Consider the following 13243-nt stretch of genomic DNA (forward strand, 5'->3'; position numbering starts at 1 on the left):
TGTTTATGACGCGAATCACCGCAACTTCCTGCGGATCGTGATTCAAGAGATACCTCCCGGGGGAGGTTAGCCTTGGTGAATGAGCATCAACGCAGATCCGGCCAGAAATTCCCAGCCGCGCCGTAAGGGCCCCCTTGAACTGCGCCGCAAGCAGGCGGCCGTGGACATGTCTGACCAGCATCTGCTCGACACTAAGGGCCCCGGGCAGTTTGTCCACACCGATCCTTGGCGCGTCCTGCGCATCCAGAGCGAGTTCGTGGAAGGCTTCGGCGCCCTGGCGGACATCGGCAAGGCCGTGAGCGTCTTCGGCTCGGCGCGCACCAAACCCGGCAGCCCCTACTACGAAATGGGTGTGGAAGTGGGGCGGAAACTGGCCGAGGCCGGCGTTGCCGTCATCACCGGCGGCGGTCCCGGGTCCATGGAAGCCGCCAACCGCGGCACCGTTGAAGGCAACGGCGTGTCCGTCGGCCTGGGCATCGAACTTCCTTTTGAGCAGGGCCTGAACCAGTGGGTGGACCTGGGCATCAATTTCAGGTATTTCTTTGCCCGCAAAACCATGTTCGTCAAGTACGCGCAGGGGTTCATCGTCCTGCCGGGCGGCCTGGGCACGCTCGACGAACTTTTTGAGGCAATGGTGCTGGTGCAGACGCGAAAGGTGACCTCGTTCCCCATCGTGCTGCTGGGCGTCGAATTCTGGGGTCCCATGATCGAGTGGATCAGGGGAACCCTGGTTGCGGAAGGCATGGTCTCCGAAAAGGACCTGGACCTGATCCAGGTGGTTGATGATCCAGCAGAGGCGGTGGACAGGGTGCTCCACGTGGCCATTACCCCCTCGCTTAACGGGGAGCAGCGGCCGGAGTAGCCCGAGCGTCCGGACGGCGGCGCTCCATCCCGTCTGGCACGATGGAGCGGTGAGCTTTTTTCTGGTTTTCCTGGCCATCGTGCTGATTGGGGTGGTCTTCTGGATCGGCCTGGGGCTGCGTTCCGGCAATACGGGCGACGGCCTCTTGCCCGGCTTGCCCGGCGGCGGTTTCGAGCAGCCGCCAGCCAACCTTCCTCCGGTCCTGCTGCCCGCACAGGCAGCCCCGGAGGACGTGGACCGCGTGCGTTTCTCCCTTGGCCTCCGTGGCTACCGGATGGACCAGGTGGACCAGGTCCTGGATGAACTGCGGGACCAGCTCGCCTCCAAACAGCAGGAAATCGACGGGCTCCGGGCAGCGCTGGCGGCTATGGAAGCTCCTCTTGGACCGGAACCCGACAAAAAGAGCACTGCGCCTGAAGAGGACCGGCTGTGAGCACAATGGCACGGCGCCGGGCAGGTCTTGTCCCGTCCCTTCAGGCGTTGGCCGCACAGGCCGGGCGGGCTGTCCAAGGCTGGCCATGGTGGCTGCAGGCCACCGCCGTCTACTTCGCGGCCCGGCTGGTCAGCGCCTGCATCTTCATGGCTGCCGCCCTGCACCAGGGTCCCAACCCCTGGTTCCCGGCCAAGCCCGATTACTGGAACTTCATCAACATCTGGGATGCGCGCTGGTACGGACAAGTCATCGCCGGTGGCTACCCCTCCGTCCTGCCGACTGATGCCGCCGGCAACGTCCAGGAGAATGCGTGGGCTTTCTATCCGTTGTTTCCTGCCCTGGCCGGAGGCCTCAGCAGACTGACCGGACTTGTCCCCGCCGCCTCACTGACCATCATCGCCATGCTGGCCGGGTGGGGAGCCGCCCTGGTTGTCTACATCCTCTTCCGGCACAAGGCCGCCCCTGCGTCCGCCCTATGGGGAGTGGCCTTCTTCGCCACCTTCCCCGTGTCCGCCATCCTCCAGGTGCCCTATGCCGAGTCGCTGTCGCTGCTGCTGCTCGCGGCGGCGTTGCTGCTGGTGGTGCGCAGGCAGTACCTGTGGGCCATCCCGGTGGTGGTGCTCCTGTGCCTCTCCCGTCCGGTGGGCGTCCCGTTCGCGGCCATGCTCGGGCTGGTTCTGCTGCGCCACCTGTGGGAGCGGTTCGGTGCCCGGCAGGCCGGCAACGGGCAGCGGGAAGGAACGCACTCGAACGGCGACCTCGCGGCGCTGGCTGCCCTCACCGCCGTCGGAGGGGTCATGGCGATTGCCTGGCCGGCGGCCGCCTGGGCGGCAACGGGCGATATCCAGGCGTACACAAAGACCGAAACCGTGTGGCGGGGCCACGACCTGGTGCCTTTCAAACCCTGGTTCGATACCGGCGTCGACCTCTTTGGCCCCGTCCTGGGCCTGCTGGCGCCGGTCGTTTTCGTGGCGCTTTTCGGCGCCATGCTGTTCCTGCCGCCGGTACGGCAGCTCGGCGTGGAGCTCCGGCTGTGGTGCGCCTGCTACATGGGTTACCTGGTGGTGTTCCTGCACCCGCAGACCAGCACCTTCCGCATGCTCCTGCCGCTGTTTCCGCTTGCGCTGGGTGCTGTTTTGGTGTCCGGCTCGCGGGCCTACCGGTGGACGGTGGTCACCATGTTCCTGCTGCTGCAGATCGTCTGGATCGTCTGGTTGTGGGCCTGGGCCCAATTGCCCGGGGGAGGGGATTATCCACCCTAGCCAATGGGACTTCCGCGCAGGTCAGGACTCAAATGGCAAGACGTTGGAAATGTCCATCGATTAGCTACGGGCGGGTAATTCCGCGATAATGGTAAGTAAGCAAGGACAAAAAGCATTCAGAATACGCTCAGCCTTGGCGGTGTCCATCCACTCCGCCATAGCGGCTTGATCGACATGCGGACACAGCCCGTCCGGGCTGATCAGTCCTGGGACAAAATGGAGGGGAATTCCTCATGGCGGCTATGAAACCACGCACCGGCGACGGCCCAATGGAAGTCACCAAGGAGGGCCGCAGCCTGATCATGCGCGTCCCGCTCGAGGGCGGCGGGCGCCTGGTGGTCGAGCTGAACGCTGCCGAGGCAGCAAACCTCAAGGAATGCCTCGTCGGCGTTACCGAATAATCGTGCCGGGCAGGGCCCGCAGCCAGCAGGCTGCGGGCCCTGCCCGTATCCTGGTGGCTACTTCTTGACCGCCACCAGCAGTCCGTCGCCGGTGGGAAGCATGGCGGACGCAAGCCTCTCGTCGTCGCGGATTGCCTTACCGACCTGGCGCAAGACCACCGTGGTGGCTTCACGGCCGGCGGGGTTGGCAACCTTGTCCTTGTCCAACGCATCATTGATGATCAGCAGCCCGGAGGGCTTCAGGAGCCGGATGGCCTGCTCCACATAGCCCGGGAGCCCTGGTTTGTCGGCGTCGATGAACACCAGGTCATAAGCGTTGTCAGTCAGTCGCGGCAGGACGTCGCCGGCCCGTCCGGAAATCGTGCGGGTGCGGTTGGCCGGGCTCCCTGCCTCGGAAAATGCCTCCCGGGCGGCCTTGAGGTGTTCCACGTCCACATCGATGGTGGTGAGGACGGACTGCGGGCCGAGGCCGCGGAGCAGGCAGACGCCGGACACCCCGGCGCCGGTCCCGATTTCGACGGCGGTCTGGGCTTTGGACGACGCCGCCAGCACGGTCAGGACTGCGCCCACCCCTGGTCCAACCGGTGTAACACCCAGCTCGAAGGAGCGCTCCCGGGCCCGAAGCATGACCTCATCCTCAGCGGGCAGATCTTCTGCATAGGACCAGCTGGTGGACTTGTCGGCGCTCATGGGTTTCGCTTTCTGGGCGGCAGGGGAATGTCCTTTACAGCCTACTGTGTCCGGTGGCAACAGCAGCGGAGGCGGGCGGTTGCGCCCACGGCTGAACTTCCGAACAATCAGGAAATTCCCAGACAAGTTTGAAATGATTATTATCCGCTCATCCGAAAGGTGACCGGCGCCGAATCAGTGATGTCAACAGTATCCGGGCGTTAGCATTCCACGAGGGGAGTGGACGATGTCATCTTCAGTAGTGGCACCTGTCCCTGCAGCAAATCATCCTGATCCGGAGTGGGTCCGTCCCACCTGGGAAGAAGTGGTTACCAACCACTCGGCGAAGGTTTACCGGCTCGCCTACCGCCTGACCGGTAACAAGTACGACGCCGAGGACCTCACCCAGGAGGTGTTTGTCCGTGTCTTCCGCTCGCTGGAAAACTTCAAGCCTGGCACCCTGGACGGCTGGCTGCACCGGATCACCACCAACCTCTTCCTGGACCAGGCACGGAGAAAGACGCGGATCAGGTTCGATGCCCTTGCCGAGGACGCAGAGTCACGGCTTCCCGGCCGTGAACCGGGCCCCGAGCAGAGCTTCGAGCTGAACAACCTCGATGTGGACGTCCAGGCTGCGCTGGAGGAACTGCCGCCGGACTTCCGTGCCGCCGTCGTTCTGTGCGACCTTGAAGGGCTGTCCTACGACGAAGTGGCGGAAGCCCTGGGCGTGAAGCTGGGCACCGTCCGTTCACGGATCCACCGCGGACGGACCATGCTGCGGGAAAAGCTGGCCCACCGGGATCCGCGTCCGCAGCAGTCCCGCCGGAAACTGTCCATGCCGCGCATCGCCGGTATCCTCTGAACGGCGCATGAGGTCCCGTAGTCCATTCGGACGCAGGCATCAGCGCACCGGCAGCCACCTTCAGTCCTGCCAGGAATGCCATTCAGCCGTGCGGAGGGAGCGCCAGTACCTGGAGCGGCTCCGTGATGCTCCCATCCCTCCGGCCAGCGATGACCTGACGGCCCGCCTGCTCGCCCGAACGCAGGAACTGGCCGCCATGCCGCCTGCAGGCGCGCACCGGCCAGCATCGTCCCGTAGCGCCGTCCGCGTCCTGGCACTGGCTGCCGGTGGCAGCATGGCAGCTGCCGGCGTGCTGGCCGTCGGTGCATTTGCCGCGGCAGGAGATCCCCCGCCGGGGGACACTGCAGGCAACCGGGCCGCACTCTCCCACGTCTCATCCCGGACACCTGCGGACGGCAGGCTGCTGACAGGGGACCAGCTCACCCAGCTGCGTTCTGAAGGATGGGCCTGCCCGGAGCTTGAAGCGATGGGCTTCCGTCTCGAGTCGGCGAGGGCCACCGTGCTCAATGGCCAGCCGGCAGTGGAGCTGCGGCTCACCGACGGCACCCACCAGGCAACGGTGACCGAACAGCGGACCGCCCTGCAGGCCGTTCCCGGACAAAGCGCTGCGGGACAGGACGGTGCCGGGCCGGACATGGCCAGCCAGGACAGCAGCCCCCTGCGGGTGGGGCGGTCCTCGCCGTGGTCGGCAACCTACCGGACGCCCGGCCACACTTTTCTCTACGAGTCCGACCTGCCCGCCGAGGAGGCTGACGATGCCCTGCCTATCCTGCAGCGGCTCGGCAACCAGGCTGAGGAAGGCGTTGCGGCCCGAATCCCGGATGCCTCCCCGGAAGCGGCGGAGGAACCAATCATCACCCGGCTGCAACGTGGAGTTAACCGCATCGTTGCCTTTTTCACCCCGTAGAACGCACAGTCTTCCCGGACCACGGGCGGAAATCGTCACTGGCAGCCCGGAGAGGGTAATCTTCCTAAAGTGTTTGGAATCAACGGCCCGGAGTTCTTTCTTCTGCTGATCATTGGGGTTCTGGTGATCGGTCCCCAGCGGCTGCCCGAATACACCCAGAAACTGGCTAATCTGGTCAAGGAAGTCCGGCGCATGGCATCCGGCGCCCGTGAGCAGATCAAGGAAGAAGTGGGGATCGACATCGACGATGTCGACTGGAAGAAGTACGATCCCCGCCAGTACGATCCGCGGCGCATCATCAAAGAAGCGCTCCTGGATGACGACTCCAAGCCGGTGAGCGCCGGCGCGCCCGCTGCAGTGGCTGCCGTCTCCGGCGCAGCGGCCGTGGCAGCGGAGGCGGCGCCGCGGCGGCCGGAACGGGTGCTCCAGTCCTTGCCCCCCGGCGAGGCCGCGCCTTTCGACACCGAGGCCACCTAGCCGCTTCTTAGCGGGGCTGCAGCCCCAGTTTCATCCCCGCGAGGCCGCGCGGCTTTGCTGCCAGCCGGCCGGCGATGCCGGACAGCGCCGCGGCAGCGGGTGTATCCGGCTGCCCGAGGACTATCGGAACCCCGGAATCGCCGCCTTCCCGCAGCTGGATATCAAGCGGTATCTGCCCCAGCAGCGGCACCTCTGCGCCTACTGTTGCCGTCAGCCGGCCGGCGAGGACTGACCCGCCGCCGCTTCCGAACAATTCCATCCTGCCGCCGTCGGGCATTTCCAGGTAGGACATGTTCTCGATGACGCCGGCCACTTTCTGGCCAGTTTGCGTGGCTATGGCACCGGCGCGCTCCGCGACGTCGGCCGCGGCGGCCTGCGGTGTGGTGACCACCAGGATTTCGGCTTTCGGCAACAGCTGGGCCACGGAGATCGCGATGTCACCGGTGCCGGGCGGCAGGTCCAGGAAAAGGGCGTCCAGGTCACCGAAGTACACGTCCGTCAGGAACTGCTCAAGGGCGCGGTGAAGCATGGGTCCGCGCCAGGCCACGGGCTGGTTGCCGCTGACGAACATCCCGATGGAGATCACCTTCACCCCATAGGCCACCGGGGGGAGGATCATGTCATCCACGCGGGTGGGCGGTTGGGTGATGCCCATGAGGCCAGGAACCGAGAAGCCATACACGTCCGCGTCCACGATCCCGACCCGCAGGCCCTGGGCGGCGAGGGCGCAGGCAAGGTTGACCGTCACGGAGGATTTGCCCACCCCGCCCTTGCCGCTCGCGACCGCATACACCTTGGTGAGCGAATCCGGCTGGTTGAACGGGATGCCGCGCTGGCCGCCGGCGCCGCGGAGCAGCTCCTTGAGGGCATCGCGCTGTTCCTGCGTCATCACTTTGAGTTCGACGTCGACGGCGGCCACTCCCGGAACGGCCAGCAGCGCCTGTGTGGCATCGGCCGTGATGGTGTCCCGGAGCGGGCAGCCGGCGATGGTGAGCAGGACAGCGAGGCTGACCCTGCCGTCGTCGGAAATGTCGACGGATTCAACCATGCCCAGCTCCGTGATGGGGCGGCGGAGCTCGGGGTCAATGACCGTGGCCAGGGCAGCGGCGACTGCGTCAGCCAACGCGGTGTTGGCGATCGGTGCGTTCATTAGCGGTCCTGGGTGGAGTGGCCGGGCTTAACCCGGGGAATCTGTTGGGTGCGGGGATTCCGCTGGCGGTCACGCTGTTCCTTCAGTTTTTCCCTGATTTTGTCGCGCGGGGATTCGTGCTGCGCCTGCCCGGCTGGATCATGGGTCCGAAGCTCTTCCTGGGCTTCCAGCATGTCTTCCAGCAGGGAGCGCAGTTCGGCACGGACGTAGTCGCGCGTGGCAACCTCGCGGAGCGCAATCCGCAGGGACGCGAGCTCCCGGGTCAGGTACTCGGTGTCTGACAGGTTGCGTTCGGCCCGCTGGCGGTCCTGCTGGAGCGAGACGCGGTCGCGGTCGTCCTGGCGGTTCTGTGCCAGGAGCAGCAGAGGTGCGGCGTAGGAGGCCTGCAGGGACAACATCAGCGTCAGCAGGGTGAAACCGAGGGCGCGGGAATCGAACTGCCACTCGAGCGGCGCCCAGGTGTTCCAGGCCAGCCAGATCACCACGAAGACGGTCATGTAGACAAGGAACTGCGGCGTGCCCATGAAGCGGGCGAAGCCTTCCGTGGCATGGCCGAAGGCATCGGGGTCCGGGGAGAACTTGGGCAGGATCCGCTGGCGGCCGCTGAGCGGCGTGTCCAGGCTGCCCTTCGACGCGGTCTTGGCCGGCATCCGCTGGTTGGGGTTCTTGGGAGCGCTGCTGTCAGCCAATACGGCCACCAAGCCTTCTTATCGGGGCTTCGCCGTCATGGGCTCGCCAGTCATCCGGCAACAGATGATCCAAAACGTCATCAACAGTCACCGCCCCCACAAGCCGGCCGGCGTCATTGACCACGGGGAGGGAGTTCAGGTTGTAGGTAGCCAGGGTCCTGGCGACTTCACTGATGTGCGCCTGGTCCGACAGCGGCTCGAGGTTCTTGTCCACCAGGTTGCCGAGAGGTTCGAACGGCGGGAACCTGAGCAGCTGCTGGATGTGGACCACGCCCAGGAAACGGCCGGTGGGGGTCTCCAGCGGGGGCCTGGCAATGAAGATGGAGGAGGCCAGCGCAGGGGAGAGTTCCTCGCGCCGGACATGCGCCAGGGCCTCGGCCACCGTGGCTTCGGGCGGCAGGATGACCGGCACCGGGGTCATGAGGCCGCCGGCGGTGTCTTCGTCGTATTCCAGCAGGCGCCGGACGTCCTCTGCGCCTTCAGGCTCCATCAGCTGGAGCAGCTCTTCGGCCTGGGCGGAAGGGAGTTCGCCGAGGAGGTCGGCGGCGTCGTCGGGATCCATCTCCTCCAGCACGTCGGCGGCGCGCTGGACGTCCAGGGCAGACAGGATTTCCACCTGGTCGTCCTCCGGAAGTTCCTGCAGGACGTCTGCCAGGCGCTCATCCTGCAGTTCGCTCGCCACTTCGAAACGGCGTTTATCGCTCATTTCCTGCAGGGCTTCGGCGAAGTCCGCGGGTTTGAGGTCTTCATGGTTGGCCACGAACTGGGTGGCAGCCTGCGGCTCGGTGCGCGCGCCCTGGAGGGCGTCAGCCCAGTCGATGATCAGGGTCTCGTTGCGGCGGAGCCGGCTCAGGGGGGAAAGGGAGTGGCCGCGCCGGACAAAGAGCTTGCTGACGAACCAGTCCCCGGAACGGGTCTGGTCCATGGCAATGTCCTCAATCGTGGCATCGCCGCTTCCGTCCCGGAGCGTGACGCGGCGGTCGAACATTTCGGCCACCACCAGGGTTTCGGCGCCGCGCTGCTCAAAGCGGCGGAGGTTGACCAGTCCGGTGCAGATGATCTGCGTCTGGTCGATGGAGGTGATCCGGGTCATGGGCACGAACACGCGCTTCTTGCCGGGAACTTCGACGACGATGCCCACCACGTGCGGAGCGCCCTGGGTTCCACGGGACAGCACAACAACATCGCGCAGCCGGCCCAGCCGGTCGCCCAGCGGGTCGAAGACGTCGAGGCCCAGAAGGCGCGCCACGAAGACGCGGGTAGGAGTTGTGCTCACTCCTACAGGCTACCGAGTCTGCTCTCTTTTAGCTGAATTTACAGGCAGCACACATGCGCATGGGCAAGAATGGGGGTATGGCAAACATATTTGGTGCTCCCAAGGCCGGCGGGCCCGGCGGAATGGACGAGTCCCGGGCCGTTCCCGTCGGCGACACCGTGGGTTCCTACACCTCCTACCTGGATGCCCAGAAGGCCGTGGATTACCTCGCGGACCAGCAGTTCCCCGTGCACATGGTGTCCATCGTGGGCAACGAGCTGAAGATGGTGGAGCGGGTTACCGGGCGCCTGAGCTATCCCCGGGTTGCCCTGTCCGGAGCGCTGAGCGGCATGTGGTTCGGCCTGTTCGTTGGCGTCATGCTCTCCTTCTTCGCACCGTCACCGGGGTACTTCTCCATCCTCACGTCGGTGCTGATGGGCGCGGCGTTCTTTATGCTCTTCGGCATCGTCACCTACGCCATGCAGCGGGGCAAGCGCGACTTCACCTCCACCAGCCAGGTGGTGGCCACCAGCTACGACGTCGTGGTGTCGCCGGAAGCCGCACACGAGGCGCGCCGGCTCCTTCAGCAGCTGCCCATGACGCGCTCGGACGCGGCGGCCGGCGGGGGACCGTACACCCAGCGTGACTTCCAGGGCCAGCCCTACCAGCCCCCGCAGCCGGGCCAGGCGCCCGCCCGTCCCTCGGGATGGAGTGACCCCTATGGCCAGTCTTCCGCAGGTTCATCCGCGCAGGAGCAGGCCGGTGACCACGCCGGGGCCGGGCCGCGCCAGGACGCTGCCGTCCAGGAGCAGCCGGCCCCGGCACGTGCTGTCCGGTACCCGGACCTGCCGGACGGCCGGCCCCAATATGGTGTCCGGCTGCCGCAGGGTCCCGCTGCCGGGACCGCCCAGCCCCAAGACGACCAGCACGGGGATCACGGGCAACCCGCTGACGGGCAGCAAGACGCAGACAAACAGCAGCACCCGGGCGAGGGGCGGCAGTAGCGAACGGCCGACTTGGTGCCACAGGCAAACGCCGGCGCCACAGGCAAAAGCGGGGCTACCGGAAAATTCCTCCGGTAGCCCCGCTTTCTGTTGTCCGGCTAGGACTCTTTGGTTCCCTCGGCTTCACGGTAGATCCCGGCCATCCAGTCCTCCACGTCCCCGGCCTTGCGCGGCAGGGCGGCGCTTAGGTTGACCGGCCCGTCGGCCGTCATCAGGATGTCGTCCTCGATGCGGACGCCGATCCCGCGGTATTCCTCCGGAATGGCGAGGTCCTCGTTCTTGAAGTACAGGCCGGGTTCGATAGTGAACACCATGCCTTCCGTGAGGATGCCGTCAAGGTAGAGTTCACGCTTGGCCTGGGCGCAGTCGTGGACATCGAGCCCCAGATGGTGGCTGGTGCCGTGCGGCATCCACCGGCGGTGCTGCTGGCCCTCGGGGCTGATGGCTTCCTTTACCGTGACCGGCAGGAGTCCCCACTCGGCAAGCCGCTCAGCCAGCACCGTGGTTGCCGCTGTGTGGATGTCGCGGAACTTCGCGCCGGGCTGCGCGGCGGCAAACCCGGCGTCGGCAGCATCCAGCACCGCTTCGTAGACCTTGCGCTGGATGTCACTGAACACGCCACTGGCGGGAAGGGTCCGGGTGATGTCTGCCGTGTACAGGGAATCTGCTTCCACTCCGGCGTCCAGGAGGAGGAGCTCGCCGGCGTGGATCTTCCCGGTGTTGCGCGTCCAGTGCAGCACGGTTGCGTTGTTGCCGGAGGCGGCGATGGTGTCGTACCCCAGCTCATTCCCGACTTCGCGCGCACGGGCGAAGAACGCCCCTTCCACCACCCGTTCACCGCGGGCATGAGTGAGGGCGCGGGGAAGGACCTTGACCACTTCCTCGAAACCTTCAACGGTGGCGGCCACCGCGAGTTTCATCTGCTCAATCTCCCAGCTGTCCTTCAGCAGGCGCAGTTCGGACAGGGCTTCGCTTAGCTTTTCGTCGAGGGCATCGAGGACCTCGAGGTCCAGGTTCTCCGGGTCCTTTGCCGTGTTGTAGCGGGCGGTGTCCACCAGCGCGTCGATGTTTTCGTCCACTTTCCGGACCAGGCGGATGGAAATGCCGCCGATCTCCGGGGCGCCCACATCCTTGGTGATTGCCGTCTCGAGCTGGTCGATGTGTGCCGTCGCAAGGCCCAGGCGTGCCTCGAACTCGGCCAGCGTGGGGCGGGCGCCAATCCAGAATTCACCCGACCGGGAGTCTGCATAGAACTGCTCTGTGTCCCGCCCGGCCAAGGGCCGGAAGTACAGCGTGGCACGGTGGTTGCCGCCGTCGTCGCCTTTCCCTTCCTCCACCGGCTCCAGGATCAGCACCGCGTCAGGCTCGTGGTCCAGGCCCAGGCCGGTGAGGTGCGCAAAACCGGAGTGGGGGCGGAAACGGTAGTCGCAGTCGTTGGAGCGGACCTTCAGCGGGCCCGCGGGGATAAGCAGGCGTTCACCTTTGAACTGGCTGGAGATGGCCTTGCGCCGGGCCGCGGCGTAACCGGCCACGGCGTCGCGCTCGGGGAGTTCCTGGCGGGAGGGCGCCCAGTTGCTGGCCATGAAGGCCTTGAAGGCGTCGGAACTGGGCCGCTGGGAGCGGTTGTTGACGCGCTCGTCCAAGGGCTGGGAAGCAGAGTTAGGGGTGTTTTCGGCATCGTTCACGGCACCATCGTCTCACCAGCTCCGCGGCTGCGCGAACAGGCGGACCACCGGCCGGGCTGGTTCTGCCGGGGCGTGTCCGCCGACGTGGGTTGCAGCAGGGCATACGCGGGGTGAACTCAAGGTCAACTACTCTGGACAGGTGAGGATCGACCTGCATGCCCACTCCAATGTTTCCGACGGTACCGAGAATCCGGCAGACGTCATGGCATCCGCTGCCCGCGCCGGCCTGGACGTGATAGCGCTGACGGACCATGACTCCACTGCCGGCTGGGACGAAGCCTCCCTGGCAGCTGTTGAACACGGTGTTGCCCTGGTACCCGGGATGGAGGTTTCCTGCCGGACGGAGGAGGGCATCAGCGTGCACCTCCTGAGCTACCTTCACGATCCGAAGCATCCGGGGCTCCTTGAGGAAATCACCAAGGCCAAGGACGCCCGGCACACCCGCGCCGAGCGGATGGTCACCCTCCTTGCCGAGGACTACCCCCTCACCTGGGACGACGTCATCCATCATGTGGCCCCCGGCGCCACCCTCGGCCGGCCCCACATCGCAGACGCCCTCGTGGCTGCCGGCGTCGTGGAGGACCGTTCGGAGGCCTTTGCCTCCATCCTGACCTCACGGTCGCGCTACTTCATCCAGCACTACGCACCCGCGCCGGCCATCGCCGTCGAACTGGTCCGCGCCGCCGGCGGCGTCCCGGTCTTCGCCCACCCCGTGGCGTCCTCCCGGGGACGCATCGTGGGGGAGCGCGTCTACCAGGAAATGATCGACGCCGGCCTGGCGGGCCTGGAAATCGACCACCGGGACAACCCGGAGGAGGGGCGCGGCTTCCTGCGGCGGCTGGCGGCCAAGCATGACCTGCTGATTACCGGTTCCTCGGACTACCACGGCACCGGCAAGCCCAACGTGCTGGGGGAAAACCTCACCTCACCGGACGTCCTCGCCCGGATCGAGGAACTCGGGACGGGCACCAAGGTCGTGCGCGCGGGGAAGTAACTTGCTCCCACGCATTGACTAGCAGGCAGGGCCGAGTAACCTTGCGCGTACTGGGGGAGCGGCGCCAGCCGGTCCAGGTCTCATCGAGTCACTACCAACTGATGACGGAGAGATCGATGCTGAAAAAGTCCCTTGCTGCGGCCGGCCTAGCCACAGCCTTTTTGTTCGTTCCCGCAGCAGCCAACGCGCTTGACTGTATCAACGTCAGCCGGCCGCCTGCCGCGTGCGGGTCCACCTGTACTGACGGACCTATTTTGAACGGGAACTGGGCCTGGCTTCCCAGTGTCTTCGACGGTGCTCCGGAAGTCTGGGCATTTGTCCCGCCCGGAACAGTCCAGGGGTTCGGCCTGCCCGGCGAGAAGGGCAACTTCCAGGGCGGCGAAGGCCATGCCCTACTCGTCAATGCAATCTGCGATTCCCAGGGGTCAGTACTCGTGAGCCGGCAGACGGACCACGGGATCCAGTTGATGGAGGGCTGCCCGTAAAGCCGGTGAGGGTGAAGTAAGTCGCGCTAGGTGTACTGTCCCGGCTGGTTGATGACACGGGGATTGATTTGACGCAATAAGAGGACCTCCGGGTGTTGTGTGGTGCTT

15 protein-coding genes are annotated in these 13243 nt (G+C 65.8%); 10 read left to right on the plus strand and 5 right to left on the minus strand.

The features are described from left to right. The first annotated feature begins 79 nt into the window (after positions 1-79). The 4 genes from PV768_RS10480 to PV768_RS10495 all read left to right on the plus strand — a co-directional run bounded on the left by PV768_RS10480 (position 80) and on the right by PV768_RS10495 (position 2958). Positions 80-862: a TIGR00730 family Rossman fold protein gene (locus PV768_RS10480; RefSeq protein WP_104998519.1), complete on the plus strand. Its 783-nt coding sequence runs from the start codon at positions 80-82 to the stop codon at positions 860-862. Positions 863-911: 49 nt separating this feature from the next. Next, the gene (locus PV768_RS10485; RefSeq protein WP_421092985.1) at positions 912-1295 is read left to right on the plus strand and encodes a DivIVA domain-containing protein; all 384 of its coding nucleotides are present in this window, start codon (positions 912-914) and stop codon (positions 1293-1295) included. Positions 1296-1300: 5 nt separating this feature from the next. Then, positions 1301-2557, plus strand: a complete 1257-nt coding sequence (locus PV768_RS10490; RefSeq protein WP_421092990.1) for a hypothetical protein — start codon at positions 1301-1303, stop codon at positions 2555-2557. Between the two features lie 233 nt (positions 2558-2790). Continuing rightward, complete coding sequence (locus PV768_RS10495) at positions 2791-2958, plus strand: DUF3117 domain-containing protein (protein ID WP_009357720.1); 168 nt, start codon at positions 2791-2793, stop codon at positions 2956-2958. A gap of 57 nt (positions 2959-3015) precedes the next feature. Here PV768_RS10495 and PV768_RS10500 read toward each other — a convergent pair whose 3' ends face one another. Beyond that, positions 3016-3648 (minus strand): O-methyltransferase, encoded by a 633-nt coding sequence (locus PV768_RS10500; RefSeq protein ID WP_157241704.1) that lies wholly within the window; start codon positions 3646-3648, stop codon positions 3016-3018. Positions 3649-3874: 226 nt separating this feature from the next. Between PV768_RS10500 and sigE the strand changes: the two genes are divergently transcribed. From sigE to PV768_RS10515, 3 genes are all read left to right on the plus strand, one after another. After that, positions 3875-4489, plus strand: a complete 615-nt coding sequence (gene sigE, locus PV768_RS10505; RefSeq protein ID WP_139029816.1) for an RNA polymerase sigma factor SigE — start codon at positions 3875-3877, stop codon at positions 4487-4489. An 88-nt stretch (positions 4490-4577) separates the two neighbouring features. Further along, positions 4578-5396 carry an anti-sigma factor gene (locus PV768_RS10510; RefSeq protein ID WP_421092986.1) on the plus strand — a complete coding sequence of 273 codons (819 nt, stop codon included), beginning with the start codon at positions 4578-4580 and terminating at the stop codon, positions 5394-5396. 69 nt (positions 5397-5465) lie between these two features. Beyond that, a complete protein-coding gene (locus PV768_RS10515) occupies positions 5466-5873 on the plus strand; it encodes a Sec-independent protein translocase TatB (protein ID WP_104998514.1) in 408 nt (135 codons plus the stop codon). Between the two features lie 7 nt (positions 5874-5880). Here PV768_RS10515 and PV768_RS10520 read toward each other — a convergent pair whose 3' ends face one another. From PV768_RS10520 to PV768_RS10530, 3 genes are read right to left on the minus strand one after another with little or no spacing between them, the layout of a single operon-like run. Next, positions 5881-7023 carry an Mrp/NBP35 family ATP-binding protein gene (locus PV768_RS10520; RefSeq protein WP_321213988.1) on the minus strand — a complete coding sequence of 381 codons (1143 nt, stop codon included), beginning with the start codon at positions 7021-7023 and terminating at the stop codon, positions 5881-5883. Beyond that, positions 7023-7673 carry a DUF1003 domain-containing protein gene (locus tag PV768_RS10525; RefSeq protein WP_157243059.1) on the minus strand — a complete coding sequence of 217 codons (651 nt, stop codon included), beginning with the start codon at positions 7671-7673 and terminating at the stop codon, positions 7023-7025. Before PV768_RS10525 ends, PV768_RS10520 begins: the two co-directional genes overlap by 1 nt. Positions 7674-7704: 31 nt before the next feature. Then, the gene (locus PV768_RS10530) at positions 7705-8988 is read right to left on the minus strand and encodes a magnesium transporter MgtE N-terminal domain-containing protein (RefSeq protein ID WP_104998511.1); all 1284 of its coding nucleotides are present in this window, start codon (positions 8986-8988) and stop codon (positions 7705-7707) included. Between the two features lie 77 nt (positions 8989-9065). Between PV768_RS10530 and PV768_RS10535 the strand changes: the two genes are divergently transcribed. Beyond that, a complete protein-coding gene (locus PV768_RS10535) occupies positions 9066-9971 on the plus strand; it encodes a general stress protein (RefSeq protein WP_321213987.1) in 906 nt (301 codons plus the stop codon). Positions 9972-10069: 98 nt separating this feature from the next. Here the strand turns inward: PV768_RS10535 and PV768_RS10540 are convergent, their stop codons facing one another. Next, positions 10070-11656, minus strand: a complete 1587-nt coding sequence (locus tag PV768_RS10540) for an aminopeptidase P family protein (RefSeq protein WP_321213986.1) — start codon at positions 11654-11656, stop codon at positions 10070-10072. A 139-nt stretch (positions 11657-11795) separates the two neighbouring features. On the opposite strand from PV768_RS10540, the gene PV768_RS10545 reads away from it, so the two are divergent. Then, positions 11796-12650, plus strand: coding sequence for a PHP domain-containing protein (locus tag PV768_RS10545; RefSeq protein WP_321213985.1), 855 nt, complete (start codon positions 11796-11798; stop codon positions 12648-12650). Positions 12651-12904: 254 nt separating this feature from the next. Next, a complete protein-coding gene (locus PV768_RS10550) occupies positions 12905-13135 on the plus strand; it encodes a hypothetical protein (RefSeq protein WP_421092987.1) in 231 nt (76 codons plus the stop codon). The last annotated feature ends 108 nt before the right edge of the window (positions 13136-13243 follow it).

Origin of the sequence: Pseudarthrobacter sp. CC4, assembly GCF_048957775.1 — a bacterium.
In the GTDB taxonomy this organism is placed as follows: domain Bacteria; phylum Actinomycetota; class Actinomycetes; order Actinomycetales; family Micrococcaceae; genus Arthrobacter.